Genomic DNA, 23,009 nt, shown 5'->3' with positions numbered 1-23,009 from the left:
GCGTCGGCCAGAACGATGGCGGAGGGGGACCCCGTCGCGCTCCGCACAGGCCACGACGTCGGCGGTGCCGCCCCGCCATCAGGTTCGCCGAGCGGGGCTCACGCGCGCGCCAGCTCCACGGCGGCTTTGCCGCGCGACGCGGGGATGGGGCGAGCGTCAGTGGTCAGGATGCGACAAGCCGGCTGGTGAAGCCGTCGCGGATGAGAGCCTCGTAGGCGGCCCGCACGGCCTCCGGGACATCCTGTTCGATGGCGAATCCGAGCTTCGGGTAGTCGATCACCCGCTGTAGGTCGCCCACCAGCATGTCGACGACGAGCTTCTCGTCGCCGACGCTCTTCACATAGTCGTCGAAGTGCATCGACTCCGAAGCACAGACCACCTCGACCTCGGGCCACACCTTGCGCGCCGTGGCGTAGGAACGCCGCTCCATATACGGCTTGGAGACCAGCAACACCGATGTCGGGACGATCCCGGCCACGGCCAGCACATCGCGGGAGAGCGTGATGTTCTGCCCCGTGTTACCCGCCCGAGGCTCCACCAGGATCGCCTCCGAAGGCACGCCCAGCTCAAGTGCCCGCTCGCGGTAGTGCACAGCCTCCCCACGCGGGAAGCGGGCAGCGGTGGTGGGGCTGTTCGCACCGGAGAAGACAAGCGTCGGAAAGAGCCCGGCCCGGTACAACTCCGCCGCGAACGTGGCCACTCCCAGATCGTGACTTCCCAGCCCGATCGCCACATCACAGGCCCGCACCCGGTGCCCCATCCGGTGATACTCCCAGATCACTCCGGCCAACTCCCGCTGCCGCCCGCTGACATTCCGCTCGCTACCCGTGTCTGTCACTTGCCTTCTGCTCCCTGGTCGCCCAAACCGGCCGCGGTCCGGATGTCCTCGATACTGCGGAGCTGGTGGCTGAGACCGACCCTGGCAGCCAGCCCCGCCGCTTCACCCAGCGCACGGAACCCGTCATCGCGGGTTGCCGGATCAGAGAGCAGGATATGGCCGTGAGCCGTGTCCACCCGCACACGTTGCAGGGGGGAGTCGTTGTGTCCCGCATCGCGGGCCATGGTGATGAGCTGCCGCAGGCAACCGTCCCCGCCCACGGCAACCTGGCCCTCACCGGCAGGCTCACCCTCGCCCGCCAGACCGGGCATCTCGCCGACGTCACCCACGCCTGGACCGTCCGCTCCATCGGCCCCGACAACGACGGCGAACTCTGGATCCTCGACGGCGGCGTCCACGACACCGTCCCCGACGCCACCGAGGACACCCACCCCCACGCCCGCTGGGCCCCCATCACCACCCTCACCGAGAACACCGAACCAACGGCCGCCATCCAGGAAGCCCTCGACGCCATCGACGCCGGCATCAGCATCCAACTCCCCACCGCCTGAACCAGACGCACGCGGGGGCCATAAGCTTGTGCGGCGAGTCGGGGACCTGTGCCTGATCGCGTTTGGGGCCGAGTGGCCCCCGCTCTTAGGGGCTCCGCCCCCTGGTGGCTGCCTCAAGCCTCGGAGGCCACCGGCCCCAGCCATGAACCAGCCGTAACGCCAGAACGCCCCCGCGCGGCGGGGGCGTTCTGGGCGGAGCAGCCCGTCAGGGGGCCGGGGTGGTCACCGTGAAGGGCGTGCCGTCGCCCAGGTGGAGGATGGCGCGGCCCGGGGTCGGCTGTTCGGCGGCGGCGCTGCGGGGCAGCTTCGCGCCGATCAGGTCGCCCGAGCGGTGCGTGGTCGGCGAGAGCAGAACGCCTCGGCGCGCCTTCTTCGCGTCCACCTGCCAGCCGGAGAACCCGCCGCAGATCTCGCCCTCGTCGCCGCCGAGCACCAGATAGCGGCCCTGCTGGGCGCCCTGCGTGACCACGACCTTCAGCTCGTCGGCGGCGTCACAGCGGCGCAGGTCCTCGCCGTCGTCGATCAGGACGACGATGGGGTGCTCGACCGATGAGGTGCTCAGCGCCTCCCGGAGGTCCTTCTCGTAGAGGTCGTCGCCCGTGAAGACCTGGACGACGCCCTCCTGACCCGCCAGATCGCGCAGCGTGGACGGCCGGGGAGCGGCCACCACGATGCGCACGCCCTGCGCCAGATAGGACTTGGCGAGCATGGTGAGCACGGTGGAGCGACCCGACTTGGGCGGTCCGGCGATGATGAACGCCGGGGTGCCCTGGGCCAGGTCCGGGCCGTAGCCCATCAGCTCGTCGCCGCCGACGCCGATCAGGCCCCAGAGGCGGGAGTTGGACGTCTCCGGATCCCGCATCTCCCACGCGTCGGCGAAGGTGAGGCGGCTGGGCAGGACGTCCACCCGGAACGGGCGCCTGGTGCGCGGCACGGCCGCGTCCCGTTCGGTGGCCCAGTCGCCGATGGCGCCCAGCGCCGCCGCCTGGGCCTGCCCGGACAGCTCCTCGGCGAGCACCGCGACCTGGATCTCGGTGAGCGCCTGGTTGCGGAACATCCGCCCGTCGGCGACCGATTCGGGCGCCTTCCGGGCCGGCATGCCGATGTTGGAGTAGTCGGACTTGTCCGAGAGGCGCATCGCGTAGCGCTCCTCGGTGAGGGTGGAGATCCGGCCGGAGAGGACGCTGCGGTCACCGGCGATGACGATGTGGATGCCGACGCTGGCGCCCTCGCGCATCATCACGAAGATCTCGTCGGTGAGCGCGCCGTGGTCGATCTCGCCGAGGGTGGAGACCCAGCCCTCCCAGCGGTCGATCAGGATCACCAGATGCGGCAGCCGCTGGTCGGGCTGGGCGGTGGCGCGCTGCTCGTTGATGTCGGCCAGCGCGTCGGCGGCCAGCACCTCCTGGCGGCGGTCCATCTCCTGGCGCAGCCGGCGGATCAACCGCCGCACCCGCTCCACCTGGGTACGGGTGACGACGGCGCCGCAGTTGGGCAGCTTGGTCAGCGCGTTGAGCGCGCCGTTGCCGCAGTCGATGCCGTAGATGTGCACATCGGAGGTGGAGTGGATCCAGGCCAGCGAGCCGGCCATGGTGCGCAGCAGCTGGGATCGGCCGCTGCGCGGGGCGCCGCCGACCAGCATGTGCCCGAAGGAGCGGAAGTCGATCGCCGCGGAACGCCGCGCCTGCTGGCTGGGGAGGTCCTCCACGCCGTAGGGGGCGGCCGGCAACGCGCCCTGGGGCGCCGGGTGTTCGAGATCCCGCAACAGCACGGTGTCGCCGAGCGCCGGCAGCCAGGGGCTGTGCTGCTTGGGGAACCCGAGCTGTTGGTCGGCCTCGATCACCGCGTCGACCAGCACCTTGAGGTCGGTGATCTCCTCTTCCTGGGACTTGGCCCCCGGCGGCTTCTTGAGCGCCGTGCGGCCCAGGGAGTTCCACTCCAGCTGCCCCGACCAGGGCCGGGAGACGGCCACGTCGACGGCGCCCGGCCGGCGGCCACCGACGCGGCCCGACTGGAAGGGCACCAGCGAGGCGTGCCCGAGCCGCACATAGGCCCGGCCCGGCGTGGACTTGGCGATGAACCCGGCGTCGGGGGCGTCGATGACGTCCGAGGACTCGCTGCCGTCGGTGACGCGCAGCGCGATCCGGAGGTTGGTGTTGGCGCGGATCTCCGGGGAGACCACACCGCTGGGGCGCTGGGTGGCGAGCAGCAGGTGGATGCCGAGCGAACGGCCGCGCTGCGCGATGTTGACCAGGCCCTTGACGAAGTCGGGCAGTTCCCGCGCCATCGAGGCGAACTCGTCGATCACGATGAGCAGGCGGGGCAGCGGGGTGAGCCGTCCCGGGTTGCGGCGGATCAGGTCCTGGTAGTCCTCGATGTCCTTGGCGCCGACGTCGGCCAGGATGTGCTCCCGGCGGTGCAGCTCGGCGCCGAGCGAGGTCAGCGCGCGTTCCACCAGGTGGTTGTCGAGGTCGGTGACCATGCCGACGGTGTGCGGGAGTTGCACACAGTCCTTGAACGCGGAGCCGCCCTTGTAGTCCACCAGGACGAAGGTCATGTTCTCCGGCGTGTTGGCCACGGCGAGCGAGGCCACGATGGTCTGGAGCAGCTCCGACTTGCCCGAGCCGGTGGTGCCGGCGATCAGGCCGTGCGGGCCGTCCCTGCGCAGGTCGATGGCGAAGCCGCCGTCGTAGGACTCGCCGATCACCGCCTCCGTCGACTGGCCGCCGAGCCGCCAACGGGCGGCGATGGCGCCCGAGCTGGGCGGCTCCATCTCGATCACGTCCAGCAGCCGGGACGACGACGGCAGCGCCGCGTCCTCCGACTCGCCGCTGATGTCGCGGATCGGGGAGAGCGAACGGGACAGCAGCTCGCACCACTCGGGCAGCACCCAGTCGGGGCGGACGCCCCGGATGCGCCAGGCGCCGGTCTGTTCGACCCGCAGCCGGTCGGCCGTCATCACGGGGGCCTGCGCGGCGCCCGGGCCGCCCTGGCCGAAGGGGCTGCCGCCGGGGACGGCGAGGAAGGTGTGGAATCCGGTGGCGTAGCCGGGCTGCCTGGCGGCGCCCGAGGACGCGCGGTTCGGGTTGGGCTCGGCGATCACCACGGCCTGGCACTCGCCGGGCAGGAACCGCTCCTCGTCGTCGAGGCAGAGCGCGAAGATGGAGACCGCGGGGCCCTCGCGCAGCAGCCGGATCACGCCGGGCAGCGAGCGCATCTTCCGGGAGCCGTCGAAGACGACGACGATGTCCGGGTCCTTGAAGCTGGTGGGGCCGTTCGACCTGGCCGTCTTGGCGGCCTTCTGCCGGGCGTCCAGGTTTCCGGTCAGCTCGGCGACGCGGGCGCCGATGGTCTCGGCGTCGTTGCCGATCAGCAGGTTGGTGTCGTGTCCTGCGGACGGCCTGGCGTGCGGCAGCCAGCGCGCCCAGTCCCAGCTGTACTGTCCGGTGCCGTCCGTGAGGAGCACGAACTGCACGTCCACCGGGCTGTGCAGCACGGCGATCTGGCCGAGTGACCAACGGGCCAGCGCGCGCGCCGAGTCGCCGGAGCCGGCGTAGCCGATCACGCCGAGGCTGCGCAGCGGCAGCGTGACGGGGGCGTCCGCGATCTTCCAGGCGACCTGACGCTTGTGCTCGTCCTGCTCGGGGTCGGTGAGCACCACCTCGGAGTCCAACTGGACGGTGCCGACCCGCAGGAGCAGGTGGTCCTCGTCGGTGCGGCGGCGCTCGAAGAGCCGGGTGCGGGGGCCGGTGGCCTGGGTGAGCACGGTCGCCGGGTCGGGCGCGGCGTGCCGGCGGGCGAACCGTTCGGCGATCAGCGCGTCCCGCGCGTCCTTCTCGATCCTGGCCTTGCGCTCGCGGTACTCCTCCAGCTTCTTGGCGTGCGATATGCGGCCCCGCTTCTTGTCCATGAAGTAGTTGGACAGCAGCATGACGGGGCTCATGAACGCCATCATCAGGAAGATCCAGCGCCCGGTGATGCTCGCTATGGCGACGGCGCCGACCACCGGGAGGATGGCCATCAGCCAGGGCAGCGGGCGCTTCTCGCGTTCGCCCACCGGCTTGGGGAGGCTGAACTGCGTCTGCCGCTCGGGCGGCAGGAGCCTCGGCGGCCGGTTGTAGTCGAGTCCTGCGCCGTCCTCGGAGACCTTGAGCGCGGCGTCCGGGGGGAAGTACGGGGTCAGCTCGAACAGCGAGTCGCCGACGGCGAGTTGCTTGCCGAGCTTCCAGACCGCGCGGTCGCCCTCGGTGTGGTAGAACGGCTCGCCGTCGATCAGCGGCTGTTCGTCGCTGTAGACGGTGACCCGGCAGGTGCCGTCGCCCGCGACGCGCAGCGTCATGGCGCGTTCGGGCAGCGTCGGATCGCCCACGTGGATGTGGACCTGCTGGCCGTTGCCGATCTCCACCTTGCCGACGCCCATCCGGTGCACCGCGCCGGCGGCCGGGCCGCCCACGACGCGCAACTCGACGAGCCCGTTGGGCTCCGGCGGCCAGCAGCCGTTCGGGTTGTGCAGGCTCACCACGCTGCCTTCGCGCAGCGGGGAGAGGGCGAGGGTCAGACTGGGATCGACGTACTCACCGTTGACGAACAGGTGGGCGCCGCCGGGCGCCTCGGCGTGGCCGCCCTGCTGCCCGCCGGCAGCCGCTGGCACGTGGCGGCTGCCCACGGCCTGGGTGAACTCGGGTGTCAGGTCCGCGATCCGCGTCTCCGGATCGGCGTCGATCACGGTATCGGCCCGATGACCCCCGACCGGGTCTACTACTGTCAGGGTCAGGCGCACACTTATCCTCCCGTTGCTGACACGATCTCCAGTTGGCTGAACCCGCTCATCATCGCATCCCGTGGTGCGGTGACGGTGAGCGGTCAAGCGCCCTGACGGGCGCGGAGGCGTCAGCCACCTTCAGGCGGAGATGCGGTGAAAGCCCCGTTGGTTCCCGAAGCTTCCGGATGCCCTCCACGATGCCGCAGTTTCGTCCCGGTTGGAAGCGAAACGGGAGCGCCGGAGGCGTCCGGAGGACGTCGCACTTCCCCCTCTCGCGCCCCGGGGGGCACGGGGTGGCGCATGGGACGAAAGTGCGCCGGGGGCGGGCCTCGCCACCACCTGCTCCCGCGATCCCCGCGCCACTCCCGCAGTACCCGCGCCACTCCCCGCAGTTCCTGCGAGAAACCCCTTCGAAATACCTGTGGATTCAGCGCAACCAGCCGTCAACCCCTGACGTCCTTGGTGTCGTTGGGGTCGCACGGGGGCTGCCGGGGACGGGGCTTTCGTCCGAGATGACGCACACGTAGGCTGTGATCCCACAGCGTGCCGTCTCGGGCGTGACCGCGACGCCGCACCGCATACAGCGGGGGGAAGGCCCCCGCGAGGGCCAGAGGAGGGGACCGCCATGAGCGATATGGATGTGACTTATGACGATATGCAGGAGGCTGGTGACCGACTCATCGATGAGCGGGACCAGATCGACCAGAAGCTGTCGTCGCTCCAGAGCTACATCGACAACCTGGTCCAGACGGGCTTCGTGACGAGCCGCGCCTCGCGAGCCTTCGACGATGCCTACCGCGAGTTCACCACGGGTGCTCGCAAGGTCATCGAGGGTCTTGAGGGCATGGGCACGTACCTGAAGACCGCGGCTGACACCTACCGCGAGACCGATGAGGGTCTTGAGGGCGCCATCCGCGGCGGCTGATTCCCGCCTTCCGCGTATCAGGGCGGTGTCGGGGTGCCTCAGGCATCCCGACGCCGCCCTCGCTCGTGTCCGCGGCCCGTTCCCCACCGGAGGAACGGGCCGCGGTGCTGGAGGGGGCGTTCTCAGCGGTCGAAGCCGGCCCTGATGCCGGCCCAGCGTTCGGCCTGCTGGGGGGTGAGGCGACCGCGCAGTTCGGCCAGTTTGAGGAGGTTCGCCTCGGCGCCCGTGGTGAGGGTCTGGGCCTCCGCCAGGTAGTGGTCGTCGATCAGGGCCTCGACCTCGGCGTCGTTCATCACCGGGATGACGCGCTCGGCGAGTTGGTTGGTGTTGCGGTAGGAGCCCTGGAGCCGGAACGGCGGCTCGGTGCGGGTGGCGTCCTCCTGTGTCGCGGAGGCGATATAGGCCGCGTTGACCTTGAGCGTGGTCTGCTGGATGTACAGCAACTTGCGCAGCACGGCGAGGATCTGCTCCAGATCGCTCGGGGTGTAGGGGTGGCGCAGCCGCTCGGCCGAGACCGTCTCGTCGCCCCTGGCGAGGCGCACCAGCAGCTCGATGTCCGCGCGTTCGCGGGCGGCCAGCGGGGCGAGCACCGGGTTGGCGGTGAGGGCGTTCTCGATGTGGCTGAGCGCGAACAGCTCCTCCCGGCCGCTGAGGACGTCGCCCAGGTTCCACACGTCGGCCCGGTTGGCGAGCATGTCCGGCACCCGGAAGCGGCTGCCCGACTCGGTGAACGGGTTGCCCGCCATGCAGACGGCGAAGCGCTTGCCGCGCAGGTCGTGGGTGACGGCCTCGCCGTCGGCCGTGCGCACCCCGTCGATCCGGCGCTGGGCGTCGCAGAGCGGGATGAAGCGCTGGAGCAGTTCGGGCGAGGTGTGCTGGATGTCGTCGAGGTGCAGCAGCACGTTGTTGCCCATCTCCAGCGCGAAGTTGAGCTTCTCCACCTCGCGGCGGGCCGCCGCGTCGGGCGCGGCGTTCGGGTCCAGTGAGGTGGTGTGGTGGCCGAGCGCCGGCCCCTCGACCTTGACGAAGACCATGCCGAGCCGGGCGGCGACATACTCCATCAGCGTGGTCTTGCCGTAGCCGGGCGGGGAGAGCAGCATCAGCAGGCCCTGGCTGTCGGTGCGCCGGTCGGCGCCGGCGGTGCCGAGCTGTTTGGCCAGGTTGTCGCCGATCAGCGGCAGATAGACCTCGTCCAGCAGCCGGTTGCGGACGAAGGCCGGCATCACCCGGGGGCGGTAGGAGTCCAGGCGCAGCCGGCGGCGTTCGGCGTCGAGCAGCGCGTTGCGGCGCCGCACGTAGGCGCGGTGCGCCGGCACCCTGACGGTGCGGAAGTCCTCGGTGCGGGTGAGGAACTCGTCCAGCCGCAGGGTGAGTTCGCCCCGGGGCAGCCGGGGGTGGCTGCCCAGCAGGCCGCTGATGGTGGCGGTCAGCGGGGCGTCCAGCTGGCGGTGTTCCAGCGTTTCGGCGGTGAGTTCGACGGCGGCGGCCTCGGGCAGGTCGGTCGCCTCCCGTTGGCCGGCCGCGGTGAAGGCGCCGAGCCAGGCGGTCACCAGCTGGTGGCGGGCGGCCAGGTCGGGGCCGATGGCCTTGAGGTCCTGCGCCAGTTCGCGGCTGCCGGGGCCGCCGATGGCGGAGCGGAAGTCGTCCAGCAGCGCGGTGGCGGCGCCGCTGGTGGTGAACGCCGGCTTGCCGGTGCTGAGCTCCTCGACGAGGTAGTCGCCGAGCGCGGCCGGCGCCCGCTCGGGGAGTCCGCCCGAGCGGGGCAGGCCGCTGAGGAACTCGTCGGCGGCGCCGGTGAGTTCGGCGGCGAGCGCCGCGATGGCCTCGGCGCCGCCTGAGCCCTGGAACACGGCCCTGGCGCGGGTCAGCGACTGGGCCCGCACGGTCCAGCCGGTGCGGGCCTCCTCGGCCGCGCCATGGGCCCAGAACAGTTGGGCCAGCGCCCGCACTTCGGGCGGGAAGCGCAGCAGCCCGGCGCCCTCGCGCAGCCGAAGCACGGCGGTGAGGATCCGCGCCGCGTCGTGGTCGTGGACGCCGCGGTCATAGCCCTCGTCATAGGCGGCCTCGGCGAACCTCCGCACCAGATCGAGGAGTTGTGCGTCATTCCCGGAGTTCCCGACCTGGGCCAGCTCGTCGGGGCGCAGCCCGGTGAGCACGGCGGCGGCCAGGTGTTCGGCGCGGTAGACCTCGGGCGACTCGGAGGCCAGCGGCTGGTCCCAGAAGTGCCGGGCGGAGGCGAGCTCCTGGTCGGTGACGGCGGCCCGGTAGTCGGTGCCGGTGACGGCGAAGGCGAGGCCGCCGTCGTGGGGGACGAGGGTGAGGTCGACGGGCTGGCTGACGGCGGTGAAGTGGTGCCGGCCAAGACGGATGGTGCCGTCGGCGCCGAACAGGTCGGCCCGGTCGCGCAGCGCGCGCCCGGCCTCCTGGCGCAGCGCGGTGAGCCGTCCGTCGATCTCGTCGGCGCGGACATGGCCGCCGATGGCGCGCAGTTCGTCGGCGGTGGCGCGGACCCGGGCGACCAGCGGGTCGGACGCGAAGTAGGCGTTGACCTCGTCCTGGCTGCCCTGCGCCGTGGCGCGGCGGCCCACCGTGTCCAGCACCCGCTCGGCGGAGGCGGCGAGCCGTTCCGCGTGCCGGGCCTGGTCGTCGAGCTGGGCCTGCTTGCGGGCGGCGAAGGTCTCGTAGATCTCCTCGCGCTGGTCGGCGAGTTGGGTGAGGAAGTCGTCGAAGGTGCCGAAGCGCGCCTCCAGGTTCTCCACCTGGAGGAGCAGCCGGCCGAGGTGTTCGTCGCACTCCTCGGGGGTCCCGGCGGCGGCCAGCGCGCCGGTGACGGACTGGCCGAGCAGCGCGTACTCGGCGGCGAACTCGGCGCGGCCCTCCGTCTCCAGGAGCTCGCGGCGGCGTCCGTCCAGCACCGCGCGGGCCCGGTTGACGGCACCCATCACCTCGCCGATCCGGGTCAGCAGATCGGTGCGGACCAGGGCGTCGTCGATCTCCAGGGTGCCGATCACATCGGTGACGGTGCGGAGTTCGTAGGCGTGCTCGTCGCACTCCTCGGCGAGCGGCGCCGCGTCGGCGACGCTCTCGACGGCTGAGGCGCGTTCGGTGAGGGTGGCGATGGCGGCGTGGCTCTCGTCGAACGCGTCCTCGCGGGAGAGGAACGCGACGGCGCGGCGGCCCGTGGCGGTGAGCGACTCGGCGAGCGTCTCGTCGAGCGCGTCAAGGCCCTCGGTGTCGATGTGCCGGGTGTCGCGGAGCGCGGCGACCCGGCCCTGTGCGCGGCGGAGCCGGGTGAGCAGCGTGACCCACTCGGCGGCGCCGCGCGGGGCCTCGCCCCTGGCGCGCCGCACCAGGGCGGTGATCTCGGCCTCGGCCTCGGTGAGTGCCGCTGTGGCCTGTTCGCGGAGCTCCCTGACCCGCTCGTACTCGTCGATGACCTGGTCGGCGGTGGCGCGGACGGTGGCCAGCGGTTCGTGCAGGGCGTGGGTGCCGGCCAGCGGCAGCCAGTGGTACTGGTCGGCGAGCCGGTCGCAGGCGGCGACCACGGCCTCGAACACGGCGGTCTCCGGTTCGAGTTCGCCGGCCATCCGGGCGACGGTGAAGGCGTCGGAGATGCCGCGCACCAGGTCGGCGTTGCCGATCCTGGCGAGCGGACCGGTGCCGGCCGGCTGGGCGGCGGCGTGCTCCTCGCTGGCGAAGGGGGTGTGCCACAGCTGCACGGGGTGCACCCGGGACGCCTCGGCGGCCTCGGCCCGGCAGACCACGAGCCGGCCGTCGTCGAAGAGCGCGAAGCCCAGGCAACTGATCGGGTTGCGCACCGACTTGTCGATCAGGTTGTAGGGCAGCAGCAGGGCGCGTCCGCGCGCGTGGGCGCGGAAGACATAGAGCAGGTCCTCGCCGTTGGGCGAGCGGAGCAGCTGCTCGTACTCAAGGTCGTCGGTGTCGATGTCGAAGGTGCGGGCGGCGGAACCTGTGGGCGCGGCGGACAGGTAGTAGCCGCCGGGGAAGATCACGCCCTGGTCGTCGGGGAGCACCCGGCAGCCCTGGCCGAGGCCGTCGAGGCGGACGATCTCCCTGGTGCGGGAGTTGTACACCAGATAGCGGTGCGCGCTCTCGTTGTACGGCAGCACCGAGAGCAGCAGCAGCGCTCCCACCCGCGCCCAGGCGACCTGGGCGTCGGCCAGCGACTGGAGCGGTTCGGCGAGCGGCTCGGCGTAGCGGCCCTCGGGGGTCGTGGTGTCGTTCTCGGTCTTGATGGTGAGGGTGCCGCCGGCGGTCGCCAGATAGACGGTGTCGTCGACGGCGATGTGCGGGTGCTTGCCGGGGACGTGGTCCTCGCGGGTGGTCTCCACCCAGGCCACCTCGTGCGGGGGCGGCAGCACATGGTCGCGTTCGCCCTTGGCGTCGACGTACTCGGGGCGGCCGTCGGGGTGCAGCCGCCAGCGCAGCACCCGGATGTCGTCGAGGCGTTCACCGGTGCGGAAGACGGCGAGCAGCAGCGCGCCGACCAGCCGCAGGCGGAGCAGTCTCGACTGCTGGAAGTAGCGGAACAGCTCGGCGAAGTCCCGTTGGAAGGCCGGGTCGTCCAGCAGTCCGGGGACGGCGTCCGGCGGGATCGGCGCGAATCCCTCACCGGCCGGCCGGTACAGGCCGAAGACGTCGCCGACGCCGGTGGACTGGCCGGGGGCCGGCGGCACCTGGTAGCCCAGCAGCAGCGCGTCGCCTACCCGCACCAGATCGCGGGGGAGGCTGTCACGTCCGGTGCGCAGCCGGTCGGTGGCGACCAGCTCAAGCTCCCGCCCGCCGAAGGTCGCCACGCGCTCCGTGTTGAGCGCCCGCGCCCGGTCGGCCAACTCGCCGGCCGCCGTGGTCAGTCGGTCTCTGAGCACCTCGTAGGTGCCGTGGTCAAGCCGTTCTTCCGTGGTGCTCTCCGCCACCCGCGTGGTCACCTTCGCTACCCCCAGCCGTGTCTGTGCCGTCCAAGCCCCGCCCGGCGCCCCCGCCCTCCCCCGGCGGGTCGCCGGGGGAGGGCGGGGGCGCCGCCCCTCACTTCTCCAGGCGGGGTCCCTCGCCCTTGATCAGGGTGCCGTTGGCGCCGGCCAGTTCGGCGACGCGGGTGTCGCCGAGGCCCTGGGCCCGCAGCGTCTCCAGCAGACCGCCCAACTGGCCGCTGGCGTCACCGCCCTTGGCGATCAGGCCGCTGAGCAACCCGGCGATCGTCAGATCGCGCATTCCGGAGGCGCCCAGGCCGCCGACCATCCGGCCGAGGTCCTGGGTGAAGGTGGAGTTCTCCTTGTCCAGCCAGGGGCCCGCCATGGCCTGGGCGTGCTCGGAGCGGTCGATGAAGCCGTCGAGGCTCTTGCCGGCCGAGATGGCGCCGACCAGCTTCTCGAAGAACACCGTGTCGCCGCCGACGATGTCGATCTTCGCCTTCTCCAACCCGGCACCGACCAGGGATGCCTGGGCCTCGGCGATCTGCCGGTGCACGTCGATGCCGGCGAGCCTGACGTCCTTGTCGGCCTCCAGGCGCAGCCGGTACTCCTCGTGCTCGCGGCTGGCCGCGTCCAGCGCGGCCATCGACTCGGCCTTCTCCTTGATGCCGGTCGCCTCGGCGCCCATCTTCTCGCGCAGTGCCTCGGCCTCGGCCAGGCCCATCTCCCGGGCGGCGTCCGCCTCGGCCCGCTTGGTCGCGGCGATGGCCTGCGCCATCCGCTCCTGCACCTCGGCCTCGGCCATGCCGGGCGCTGCGGCCTCGGCGCGCTTGCCCTCGGCCAGCCGGATCGCGGCCTGCGCCTCCAGCTCGGCCGCCTTGCGCTGGGCCTCGGCGATGGTGAGGGTCTCGTTGGCCCGGTGGACGGCGGCCGTCTCGGCGGCCTCAGCGGCCTTGATGTCCTTGACGAGCCGCTCCTGGGCCTCGGCCTCGGCGGCGATGATGACGGACTGGCGGTCGCGCTCGGCCTCCTCGACGGTGCGCAGCCGCTTGATGTCCTCCTCCTGCTGGGCGACGGTCTTCTCGACGGCGATCCGCTCCCGGATCACATCGGCGATGTCCCGCTTCTCGCCTTCCAGTTCCTTGTCGGCGGCGATGCGGGTGAGGCCGGTCTCCCGGTCGCGGGCGATGACCTCAAGCATCCGGTCCTTCTCGATCCGCTCGTTCTCGATGGCCACCACGCGGTCCCGGTTGAGCCGGGCGACGGCGACCTCGCGCTCGCGGTTCTCGTTCTGCACCCCGAGGACCTCCTCGGTCTTCAGGTGCGCGGCCTGGGCGCGCAGCCGCTCCTCGGCCTGGACGCGCGCGGTCTCGGCCTCCTCGCGGGCCCGCACGGTCTCGATCTCGCGGCGCTGCTTGATCTCCGCATCGGCCTGCCGGCGCTCCAGCTCCAGGACGGCCTCCTTGGCGTCCACGTTCTGGCGGGTGATCTCCTTCTCCTCGTGGCGCCGGAACTCGTTGGTCAACACATGCTGGGCGGCGGTGAGTTCGGTGATCTTCCGGATGCCCTGGGCGTCCAGGATGTTGTTCTTGTCGAGCTGGCCGAGCGGGGTCTGCTCCAGGTAGTCGATCGCCGCGTCCTCCAGGCTGTAGCCGTTGAGGTCGGTGCCGATGACGGCGATGATGCGGTCGCGGAACTCGTCACGCTTGGTGTAGAGGTCGGCGAAGTCCAGCTGCTTGCCGACGGTCTTGAGCGCCTCGGAGAACTTCGCGTTGAACAGCTCCTGGAGCGTGGCGCGGTCGCTGGCGCGCTCGGTGCCGATGGCCTGGGCCACCTTGATCACGTCGGACACCGTCTTGTTGACCCGCACGAAGAACGAGATGCGGATATCGGCGCGGATGTTGTCCTTGCAGATCAGGCCCTCGTGGCCGGTACGGCCGATCTCGATGGCCTTCACGGAGATGTCCATGATCTCCGCCCGGTGCAGCACCGGCAGCACCACGGCCCCGGTGAAGGTGACATCCACCTTGCGCACCTTGGAGACGATCAGTGCCTTGCCCTGCTCCACCTTGCGGAAGAGCCGGGTGAGCAGGAACAACGTGGCCAGAACGATGATCAGGATCGCGGCGATCAGCACGCCGAGGCTGGTCCCGAGAGTGTCCATGAGGTTGGCCCCCCTTGTGTGTTCGAGTCGGCGGGCGGCAAGGCCCGCGCGGCGGCGCCCCGTTCGCGGTGGGTCGCGACGGTGCGGAGCGCCCGGTGGTGACCGCACACCTGCGCGCGGGCGCCTGGGCGCCCGATCGCGGCCGACGTGTGGCACATGTGCGGCGCGACGGTGTGACGGGTGTGGCAGCTGTGTGGGAACGAGATCGAGGTGGTGGAGCGGTGAACGTCCGACTGAAGACGAGGACGCTGTCAGCCCCGTGCCCGGTTTCGGCCGGGCCCGGGTTCGTCAGGTCCTGGATCCTCGACGGGCGCGTCCGCCCGGTCGAGCTCCAACGGGCCGGCGTCGTAGGGCGCGACCCAGAAGAACCCGCCATCGGACTCGTAGCCGTAGATCAACGCCCGGTGTCCGGAGGCAAGTTCGTCCGCCTCAGGGCCCTCGGCGCGGATCTGGATGATCGCGGTGCCGCCGTCGTCGGCGGCCACCTCGGCCTGTCCGAAGCCCCCGGTGACCCGGCTGGTGCGCACCTCGCACACCCGGCCGACGAAGTCCTGGTGGTAGATCCCGCTCTCGGCCCGGAAGAGCCGGCGCAGCGGTCTGACCGCCAGCCAGCTGCCGGCCCAGCCGACGAACAGGGCCACCGGCGGCACGACCGCCTGACCGACCCCTTCGTCGATCAGCTCGGCGCCCGCCATGGAGACGAACCACGCGAGGGCCACCAGCAGCGACAGCGGCACGGCGAGCGGAACCCCGCCGAGACCGAACCAGCCGAATCCACCGCCCGCGCCGGCGTCGGCGGACACATCGGCGTCCACATCGCCAGCGCCCACGCCGAAGGCGAGGGCGAACAGCCAGTAGAGCAACACCACGGCCAGGGGGATGGAGAAGACGACAGCGGGAAAATCCAACGCGGTGGAAAAGAAGTCGCCCATGTCACCCCCCCGAGGTCACTTGACCATATTAATACATCCTTAATACCCGCGTGCGCCAGTACACTTCCCCACCGCTCCCCGGCAAAGCGCCCCAGAAGCGGCCAAAAGCCCCGCTCACTGGCTATGCTGACTCGCTGTCAGCCGTGCCCGCCCACGGCCTCCGCACACCCGCGTCCACCCGCGAGCAGAAACGGGGATGCCCGTGGCGCACCTCGCGATCCCGCTGCGCCGGCTGCTCGCCCAGACCCACCCGGCCCGCCTCGTGGTGCTCGCCCTGGCCCTGGCCATCGTGCTGGGCACGGTGCTGCTGAAGCTCCCCGTCGCCTCCGCCCAGGGCGAGTCCCCCAGCCTGCTGACCGCCCTCTTCACCGCGACCTCCGGCGTCTGCGTGACCGGCCTGTTCCTGGTGGACACCGGCACCTACTGGAGCGGCTTCGGGGACACCGTGGTGCTCGCCCTGGTCCAGATCGGCGGCTTCGGCATCATGACGCTGGCCTCGCTGCTGGCCCTGCTGGTGGCCGGGAAGCTGCGGCTGCGCACCGCCCTCAGCCTGGACACCGAGACCAGCGCGGGCAGCGGCGACATCCGCCGGCTGCTGCTCCGCGTCGCGCTGATCACCGTCACCGTCGAGGCGGTGACCGCGCTGCTGCTCACCGCCCGACTCGCCCTCCACTACCAGGAGCCCCTGGGCGAGGCGCTCTACCACGGCGTCTTCCACGCGATCTCGGCGTTCAACAACGCGGGCCTCAGCCCCTACCCGGGCAATCTCACCCCGTTCGCCCACGACCCCTGGACCCTGCTGCCGATCGCGCTGGCCGCGCTGCTCGGCGGCCTCGGCTTCCCCGTGATCATCGAACTGCTGCGCGCCCGCGCCACCCGTCGCGAACGCGGCTTCCACCGCTGGTCGCTCCATCTGCGCCTCACGCTGGCCACCAGCGCGCTGCTGCTGGTCGGCGGGACGGCGCTGACCCTGGCCTTCGAGTGGTCCAACGCGGAGACGTTCGGCTCGTTCGGCGTCGGCGGCAAGCTGCTCAACGCCTTCTTCCACTCCACGGTCGCGCGCACCGCCGGGTTCAACACCACGGACATCGCCGCGATGGAGCCGGAGACGCTGCTGGGCACCTCGCTGCTGATGTTCGTCGGCGGCGGCAGCGCCGGCACCGCGGGCGGCATCAAGGTGACCACGGTCGCGGTGCTCGGCGCCGCCGTGCTCGCCGAGGTCAACGGGCAGCGGGAGGCCCAGCTCTTCGGTCGCCGGCTCACCGCGGAGGTGGTGCGCCAGGCGCTCACCGTCACGCTGCTGAGCGTGGCGCTGGTGACCGTCGCGGCCATCGCGCTGATGGCCGTGCTGGAGGCGAGGGCCGAGCTGGTGATCTTCACCGCGGTCTCGGCCTTCGGCACCGCCGGTCTCCATTCGGGCCTGGTCAGGGAGAGCCCGGCGAGCTGCCAACTGATCATCATCGCGCTGATGTTCATCGGCCGGGTCGGCCCCATCACCCTGGTCTCCGCGCTCGCCCTGCGGGCCAGGCCCCAGCGGTACCGGCTCCCCGCCGAACGGCCGATCATCGGTTGACGAACCACCGGCACCACCATGGAGCGACATGAGCAGCTATCTGCACGCGCTGCGCCGCAGGCGCGGCAAGCACACGGGACCCGATAACGCAGAACACGCGGAACACCCCGAACACGCGGACGACTGCGACGACCCCGCGCGCGAGCGCGGGAGGCGGGCGCCCAGGCCGGCGCGGGAGGAGCAGCGGATCGCGGTGGTCGGCCTGGGCCGCTTCGGCACCTCGCTGGCCGAGGAGCTGATGCGCAGGGGCTGGGAGGTGCTCGGCATCGACGCCGACGAGCGGCTGGTGCGCCAGCACCGCGACGTCCTCACCCACGCGGTGCAGGCCGACGCCACCGACGAGGAGGTGCTGCGCCAGCTCGGGGTGCGGGAGTTCAGCCGCGCCGTGGTCGCCATCGGCACCCATGTGGAGGCGAGCATCCTGGTCACCTCCAACCTGCTGGACGAGGGCGTGCCGAACATCTGGGCCAAGGCGATCAGCCGCCAGCACGGCAAGATCCTGGAGCGGTTGGGCGCCCACCACGTGATCCTGCCGGAGCACGAGATGGGCGAGCGGGTCGCCCATCTGGTGACCGGCCGGATGCTCAACTTCATCGAGTTCGACGACGACTACGCCCTGGTCAAGACGGTCGCCCCGGAGACGACGACGGGGATGCCGCTGGGCGAGAGCGGGGTCCGCAGGCGCTACGGGGTCACCGTCGTCGGCGTCAAACGGCCGGGCAGGCAGTTCACCCACGCCACCGCCGAGACGGTGATCGAGCCGGGGGACGTGATCGTGGTGACCGGACGCACCGGCGACGTGGAGACCTTCGCCGACCTCACCTGAGCCGCGCCCTCACCGTTCAGGGCTGGTCGGCGAAGAGCGTGCCGCCGACCGCCGAGCGGTCGTCGGCCACCCCGACCAGGGTGACGGCGACGTCCGGGCGGAACCGCTCGCCGAGCGACTCGGCCAGGGCGTCGGTGAGGCCGGCGGCCAGTCGGGGGGCGGCGTCCGGGACCAGCTCGAAGATCCCGGCGCGGCTCTCCAGTCGGACGGCAGGGGCCGGCGCGGTGCCGAGCTTGCCGCCCACCGCGAACCGCGCGGTGGGGATGGCGTGGAAGGCGATGACCACCAGGGGCCGGGCCCAGTCGCCGTAGACGGAGACCACGGTGTCGGTGAGGCGCTCGGCCAGGCGCTCCTCGACGGTCCCGTCCAGGAGTTCCTCGGCGACGGTGACGGTGCAGTGCGGCATACTTCCTCCGGTATCGAGTGGAGCCAAAATAGATTTGGAAGCAAACGTAATGGCCATCTCGCCCCCCGTCCAGCCCGCAGCGGACGACGACGGCGATCTGGACGCCGCCATCCGCACCCTGCTGCTGGTGCTGCCCCGCGCCGTAGGCCGGATCAAACGCCTGGAAGTCCCCGAGGAACTACGGGAGATGGCGCTCGCCCCGCGCCACCTCTCGCTGCTGTCGTTCCTGCTCCTCGACGGCCCGATGACGGTCAGGGACCTCGCCGACCGCCTTGAGGTGGCGCCGACCACGGCGAGTCTGCTGGTGGGCGAGCTGAGCAGAAAGGGCGTGCTGGACCGGCGCGAGGACGAAGCGGACCGGCGGCGGCGCATCGTCAGCGTCCCCGAGGCCAAGCGTCCGGTGCTGGAACGCTGGCTCTCCCCCGGCGCCCGCGCCTGGCGCACCGCGCTGGCCCCGCTCCAACCGGCCGAACGCGCCGCCGTGGTCCGGGCGTTCACCGCCTATGAGGCGGCGCTCGCGGAGACACCGGAGGAGGAGAACCAACCCCCTGACGTGCTGGTCCTGGTGCACCATCCGGTAAAGTAGGGCAGGGTGTGCCGGGAAGACTGGTCGGCGTCGAAGTCCGCGACCCGTCTTCCGTTCGAAAGGCACCGTATGACCCCGCCCCTCAAGGTTCCTCAGAAAATAAGGCTCACTCCTGCCGAGCGGGACCGCCGCTCCGTCGCGGACTTTCTTCGCCTTGAGGTCACCGGTGGCATGCTGCTCCTGGTGGCCGCCGCCCTCGCTCTCCTGCTGGCCAACTCCCCGCTGAGCGATGGCTACACCGACCTGCGGAACCACCACCTCACGATCCCCTTCCTCGGGCTCGACCTGTCCGTGGGACACTGGGCGGCGGACGGGCTGTTGGCGATCTTCTTCTTCGTCGCCGGCACCGAGTTGAAGCGCGAGCTGACCGTGGGCGAGCTGCGCCGCCCGGCAGCTGCCGCGATCCCCGTGGTGGCGGCCATCGGCGGCATGGCGGTTCCGGCGCTGATCTACCTGGTCGTGGCCCTGCCACAGGGTGGGCTCTCGGACGGCTGGGCGGTGCCCATGGCCACCGACATCGCGTTCGCCCTCGGCGTGCTAGCCGTCGTCGGCCGCCATCTGCCGAGCGCGCTGCGCACCTTCCTACTGACCCTGGCGATCGTGGACGACCTGATCGCCATCCTGGTGATCGCGATCTTCTTCACCTCCGACCTCGACTTCCTGGCCCTGCTGGGCGCGGTGGCCGGGCTCGTGGTCTTCCGGCTGCTGCACGGTCGGGGGGTGCGCGGCTGGTATGTGTACGTTCCGCTAGGGGTGGCGGTCTGGGTGCTGATGTACCACAGCGGGGTGCACGCCACGGTCGCGGGCGTGGCACTCGGCATGTTGCTGCGGGCGACCCCGAGGGACGACGAGGAGGAGTCGCCCGCGGAGCACATCGGTCATCTGGTGCACCCGTACTCGGCGGGCCTCGCGGTGCCGATCTTCGCGCTGTTCGCGGCGGGGGTCTCCGTGTCCCCCAACACCATCGGCGAGATGGCGGGCGAGCCGGAGGCCCTGGGTGTGGTGGCCGGGCTTTTCCTGGGCAAGCTGCTGGGCATCTTCGGTGCCAGTTATCTCATGGCCAGGTTCACCCGCGCCCGACTCAACCCAGCGCTGCGCTGGGGCGATGTAGCGGGGCTCGCTCTGCTGGCCGGCATCGGGTTCACCGTCTCCCTGCTGATCACGGAGCTGGCCTTCGTCGACGACCCGGCGCTGGAGGAACACGTCAAGGTGGCCGTGCTGTTGGCCTCCCTGCTGGCTGCCGTCTGCGCCTCGGTGGTCCTCACCCTGCGGGGCCGCGCACGGCTCCGGGAGGCCGGCTCGGCCTCCTCCATTTCCGAGACCTAAACGAGACCCATTACACGAAGAGCCCCGCATAGATGCGGTGAGTCTGGGTAGCCGCGCGGCCATGGCTCCACCAGAGAGAGAGTTTCCGAGCGACAGACACCGGCGAGCCGGCCTCAGCCGGCGATCGCTGCTGGCCGGCGCCGCCGTCTTCGGCGGCTTGGCGGCGGCCGGCTGCAGTCGGGTCCCCGCCGAGGGCAAGGTGGAGGGGGGTGATCTGCTGGAGCGGCTGCGCGATTCGGGCACCGTGAAGGTCGGCATCGCCAACGAGCCCCCCTTCGGCTACATCAACGACGACGGCGAGCCCACGGGCGAGGCCCCGGAGATCGCCAAGGTCCTTTTCCAACGACTGGGCGTCGACAACGTCGAACCGGTACCGGTCGACTTCAGCGCGTTGATCCCCGGGCTCAAGGCCAGAACCTTCGACGTGGTCTCCGCCGGCATGTACATCACCCCTGAGCGATGCGCCCAGGTCCTTTTCTCCGATCCCGACTACCAGATGCCGGACTCGTTCATCGTTCCGGCGGGCAATCCCCACGGCATCACCCGATACGAGGACATCGCCGAGCAGGGCCTCACCCTGGCCACCGGCCAGGCGTACGCGGAGATCGACTACGCGCTGGCCGCCGGCGTACCCAACAGCAGGCTGCTGATCCTGCCCGACCAGGTGGCCGGCCTCGACGCCGTGTCGCAGGGACGCGCCGACGCGTTCGCCGGGACCAATGTGACGGTCATGGGCGTGGTCGAGGGCAACAGCCAGGTCGAGGCGACCGAGGCGTTCGTCCCGATCGTCAACGGCGAGCCGGCCTACGGCGCCGGCGGCTTCGCCTTCCGGCTCTCCGAGCAGAACCTGCGCAACGCCTTCAACGAGGAGTTGCACAAGCTCAAGGAGAGCGGCGAGCTGCTGGAGATCGTCGCACCCTTCGGGTTCACCGAGGCGGAGATGACCGAGCTCACCGCTGAGGAGCTTTGCTGATGATGACCGAGGGGATGTTCAACAACTACTTCCTGCCGGGCATCTGGATCACGATCCAGGTGACCCTCTACAGCGCGGCCCTCGCCCTGGTGGTCGCGTTCGCCATCGGCACCCTGCGCACCTCCCGGCTGTGGATCGTCCGGTTCGTCGCCGGCGTCTACTTCGAGGTCTTCCGCGGCATGTCGTCGCTGGTGCTGATGTTCTGGCTGGTCTTCTCGGTGCCACTGCTGCTCCAGTGGCAGTTCGCACCGATGTACGCGGGTGTGCTGGCACTCGGCCTGACCTATGGCGCCTACGGCTCCGAGGTGGTGCGCGGCGCGCTGGCCGCCGTGCCCGAAGGGCAACGCGAGGCGGGGATCGCGTTGAGCTTCACCCGGATGCAACGGCTGCGGCGGATCGAGATCCCCCAGGCGTGGCCCGAGATCGTGCCGCCGTTCAACAACCTGCTGATCGAGCTGCTGAAGGGCACCGCGCTGGTCTCCACCATCACCGTCGCCGACATGACCTACGCGGGCAACCTGGTGCGCCTCGGCAGCAACGAGAGCGCCCCGATCTACACCCTGCTGCTGGTGCTCTACTTCGCGCTGGCGTTTGTGATGACCCGGGGGATGCGCGTCCTGGAGCGCCACGCCAAGGCCAACGTCGGCCGTCCCGAACCACGTCGCGGGCTGCTGGCGAAGCTCTCCCTGCGGGAGAGCGCCGGTGAGGGCTCTGGCGCGCTCACCACGGGAGGTGCGGCCAAGTGAACTGGGACTGGGACGTCGTCAGTGACTTCATGCCCGTCTTCTGGGACGGTCTCGCCGTCACCCTGCGGGCGCTGGTACTCGGCTCGCTGATCGCCTTCGGCCTCGGCCTGGTCTGGGCCATGGCCCAGCGCTCGCCGTACGCCTGGGTGCGCTGGCCGGTGACCGCGCTGACCGAGTTCATCAGGAACACGCCGCTGCTGGTGCAGCTGTTCTTCCTGTACTACGTGGTGCCCGAGTGGGGGCCATCGATGTCGGCGCTCACCACCGGCATCATCGGCCTCGGCCTGCACTACTCGACCTACACCGCCGAGGTCTACCGGGCGGGGATCGGCGGCGTGCCGGTCGGCCAGTGGGAGGCGGCCACGGCGCTCAGCCTGCCGAGGTCGCGCACCTGGCTCGCGGTGATCCTGCCGCAGGCCATCCGCCGCGTCGTGCCGGCCCTGGGCAACTACGTCATCGCGATGCTGAAGGACTCCCCCATGATCGCGGTCATCGGGGCGATGGAAATGCTCGGAGAGGCCGAGAACTTCAGCAACACCACCTTCACCACCGAGGCCTACACGATCGTGGGCATCGCCTTCCTCGTCATCGCCTACCCGGCCTCTCTGCTGATCCGAGTTCTGGAGCGTCGTCTTGCCCTCACCAGCTGAAACCCCGAGAAACGAGACCACCAACGGCAGCCGCGCCACCGGTAGCGAGCTGGTGCGGTTCGAGAAGGTCACCAAGCGGTTCGGTGACGTGACCGTCCTCGACCAGCTGGACTTCACGGTGGACACCGGCAAACACGTCACCCTCATCGGCCCTTCCGGATCGGGTAAGACCACCATCCTGCGGCTGCTGATGACGCTGCTCACGCCCGAAGAGGGCACCATCAAGGTGGACGGCGACTACCTGACCCACCAGGAGCGCAACGGCCGGCTGGTCAAGCCGAGCGAGGGCCATGTGCGGGAGGTGCGGAAGAAGATCGGCATGGTCTTCCAGCACTTCAACCTCTTCCCCAACATGCGGGTGCTGCGCAACGTGATGGAGGCCCCGGTCCATGTCCTGGGGCTCTCCAAGGACGAGGCGGAGCAGCGGGCCAAGGAGCTGATCGAGCTGGTCGGGCTCTCCGAGCAGCTGGACAAGTACCCGAGTCAGCTCTCCGGCGGTCAGCAGCAGCGCGTGGCCATCGCCAGGGCCCTGGCGATGCGCCCCCAGGTGCTGTTGCTGGACGAGGTCACCTCAGCGCTGGACCCGGAACTGGTCGCCGGGGTGCTGGACGTGCTGCGCGACATCGCGCTGAGCACCGACATCACCATGCTGGTGGTCACCCACGAGATGTCCTTCGCGAAGGACATCTCGGACTCGGTGCTGATGTTCGACCGGGGGAAGATCGTGGAATCGGGATCGCCGGACAAGATCTTCAGCGAGCCGGAGCACGACCGGACCAAGGAGTTCCTCTCCACGGTGCTGTGACCAGGGCCCGACCCG

Annotated in this window: 16 protein-coding genes and 1 pseudogene; 10 read left to right on the top strand and 7 right to left on the bottom strand. The window is 70.8% G+C overall.

What is annotated here, in order from left to right; all coding sequences use genetic code 11:
* Positions 1–163: 163 nt before the first annotated feature.
* Complete coding sequence (locus K4G22_RS19720) at positions 164–838, bottom strand: YdcF family protein (protein WP_228081606.1); 675 nt, start codon at positions 836–838, stop codon at positions 164–166.
* Positions 835–1,077 (bottom strand): annotated as a pseudogene (locus K4G22_RS19715) (hypothetical protein); the annotation flags it as partial. The gene K4G22_RS19720 and the pseudogene K4G22_RS19715, both read right to left, overlap by 4 nt.
* On the opposite strand from K4G22_RS19715, the gene K4G22_RS19710 reads away from it, so the two are divergent.
* Positions 1,042–1,389: a hypothetical protein gene (locus K4G22_RS19710; RefSeq protein WP_228081605.1), complete on the top strand. Its 348-nt coding sequence runs from the start codon at positions 1,042–1,044 to the stop codon at positions 1,387–1,389. The pseudogene K4G22_RS19715 and the gene K4G22_RS19710 overlap by 36 nt on opposite strands.
* Positions 1,390–1,594: 205 nt before the next feature.
* Here K4G22_RS19710 and K4G22_RS19705 read toward each other — a convergent pair whose 3' ends face one another.
* Entirely contained in the window at positions 1,595–6,169 is a 4,575-nt protein-coding gene (locus tag K4G22_RS19705) for an FtsK/SpoIIIE domain-containing protein (protein ID WP_228081604.1), read from the bottom strand.
* Between the two features lie 607 nt (positions 6,170–6,776).
* On the opposite strand from K4G22_RS19705, the gene K4G22_RS19700 reads away from it, so the two are divergent.
* The gene (locus K4G22_RS19700; RefSeq protein ID WP_228081603.1) at positions 6,777–7,076 is read left to right on the top strand and encodes a WXG100 family type VII secretion target; all 300 of its coding nucleotides are present in this window, start codon (positions 6,777–6,779) and stop codon (positions 7,074–7,076) included.
* 122 nt (positions 7,077–7,198) lie between these two features.
* On the opposite strand, the gene K4G22_RS19695 is transcribed toward K4G22_RS19700, so the two are convergent.
* The 3 genes from K4G22_RS19695 to K4G22_RS19685 all read right to left on the bottom strand — a co-directional run bounded on the left by K4G22_RS19695 (position 7,199) and on the right by K4G22_RS19685 (position 15,103).
* Positions 7,199–12,025 (bottom strand): DNA repair ATPase, encoded by a 4,827-nt coding sequence (locus K4G22_RS19695; RefSeq protein ID WP_228081602.1) that lies wholly within the window; start codon positions 12,023–12,025, stop codon positions 7,199–7,201.
* Between the two features lie 97 nt (positions 12,026–12,122).
* Positions 12,123–14,171 (bottom strand): SPFH domain-containing protein, encoded by a 2,049-nt coding sequence (locus K4G22_RS19690; protein ID WP_228081601.1) that lies wholly within the window; start codon positions 14,169–14,171, stop codon positions 12,123–12,125.
* A gap of 251 nt (positions 14,172–14,422) precedes the next feature.
* Positions 14,423–15,103, bottom strand: coding sequence for a DUF1449 domain-containing protein (locus K4G22_RS19685; RefSeq protein ID WP_228081600.1), 681 nt, complete (start codon positions 15,101–15,103; stop codon positions 14,423–14,425).
* A 196-nt stretch (positions 15,104–15,299) separates the two neighbouring features.
* Between K4G22_RS19685 and K4G22_RS19680 the strand changes: the two genes are divergently transcribed.
* Positions 15,300–16,676: a TrkH family potassium uptake protein gene (locus K4G22_RS19680; protein WP_228081599.1), complete on the top strand. Its 1,377-nt coding sequence runs from the start codon at positions 15,300–15,302 to the stop codon at positions 16,674–16,676.
* A gap of 28 nt (positions 16,677–16,704) precedes the next feature.
* Positions 16,705–17,502, top strand: coding sequence for a potassium channel family protein (locus K4G22_RS19675; protein WP_228081598.1), 798 nt, complete (start codon positions 16,705–16,707; stop codon positions 17,500–17,502).
* A gap of 16 nt (positions 17,503–17,518) precedes the next feature.
* Here K4G22_RS19675 and K4G22_RS19670 read toward each other — a convergent pair whose 3' ends face one another.
* The gene (locus tag K4G22_RS19670; RefSeq protein ID WP_228081597.1) at positions 17,519–17,908 is read right to left on the bottom strand and encodes a tautomerase family protein; all 390 of its coding nucleotides are present in this window, start codon (positions 17,906–17,908) and stop codon (positions 17,519–17,521) included.
* Between the two features lie 49 nt (positions 17,909–17,957).
* Between K4G22_RS19670 and K4G22_RS19665 the strand changes: the two genes are divergently transcribed.
* From K4G22_RS19665 to ehuA, 6 genes are all read left to right on the top strand, one after another.
* Complete coding sequence (locus K4G22_RS19665; protein ID WP_228081596.1) at positions 17,958–18,494, top strand: MarR family winged helix-turn-helix transcriptional regulator; 537 nt, start codon at positions 17,958–17,960, stop codon at positions 18,492–18,494.
* Between the two features lie 69 nt (positions 18,495–18,563).
* The gene (gene nhaA, locus K4G22_RS19660; RefSeq protein ID WP_228081595.1) at positions 18,564–19,820 is read left to right on the top strand and encodes a Na+/H+ antiporter NhaA; all 1,257 of its coding nucleotides are present in this window, start codon (positions 18,564–18,566) and stop codon (positions 19,818–19,820) included.
* Between the two features lie 61 nt (positions 19,821–19,881).
* On the top strand, positions 19,882–20,793 hold the full coding sequence (ehuB, locus tag K4G22_RS19655) for an ectoine/hydroxyectoine ABC transporter substrate-binding protein EhuB (protein ID WP_228081594.1): 912 nt from the start codon (positions 19,882–19,884) through the stop codon (positions 20,791–20,793).
* Positions 20,793–21,539, top strand: a complete 747-nt coding sequence (gene ehuC / locus K4G22_RS19650; protein ID WP_425336724.1) for an ectoine/hydroxyectoine ABC transporter permease subunit EhuC — start codon at positions 20,793–20,795, stop codon at positions 21,537–21,539. The genes ehuB and ehuC overlap by 1 nt, the downstream gene beginning before the upstream one ends.
* Positions 21,536–22,189 carry an ectoine/hydroxyectoine ABC transporter permease subunit EhuD gene (gene ehuD / locus K4G22_RS19645; RefSeq protein ID WP_228081593.1) on the top strand — a complete coding sequence of 218 codons (654 nt, stop codon included), beginning with the start codon at positions 21,536–21,538 and terminating at the stop codon, positions 22,187–22,189. Before ehuC ends, ehuD begins: the two co-directional genes overlap by 4 nt.
* Positions 22,173–22,994, top strand: a complete 822-nt coding sequence (gene ehuA, locus K4G22_RS19640) for an ectoine/hydroxyectoine ABC transporter ATP-binding protein EhuA (protein ID WP_228081592.1) — start codon at positions 22,173–22,175, stop codon at positions 22,992–22,994. Before ehuD ends, ehuA begins: the two co-directional genes overlap by 17 nt.
* Positions 22,995–23,009: the final 15 nt, after the last annotated feature.

The sequence above is a fragment of the Streptomyces profundus genome, assembly GCF_020740535.1.
Lineage (GTDB): Bacteria > Actinomycetota > Actinomycetes > Streptomycetales > Streptomycetaceae > Streptomyces > Streptomyces profundus.
Note: the sequence above shows the minus strand (reverse complement) of the source record. Positions and strands in the feature narration are given on the sequence as shown.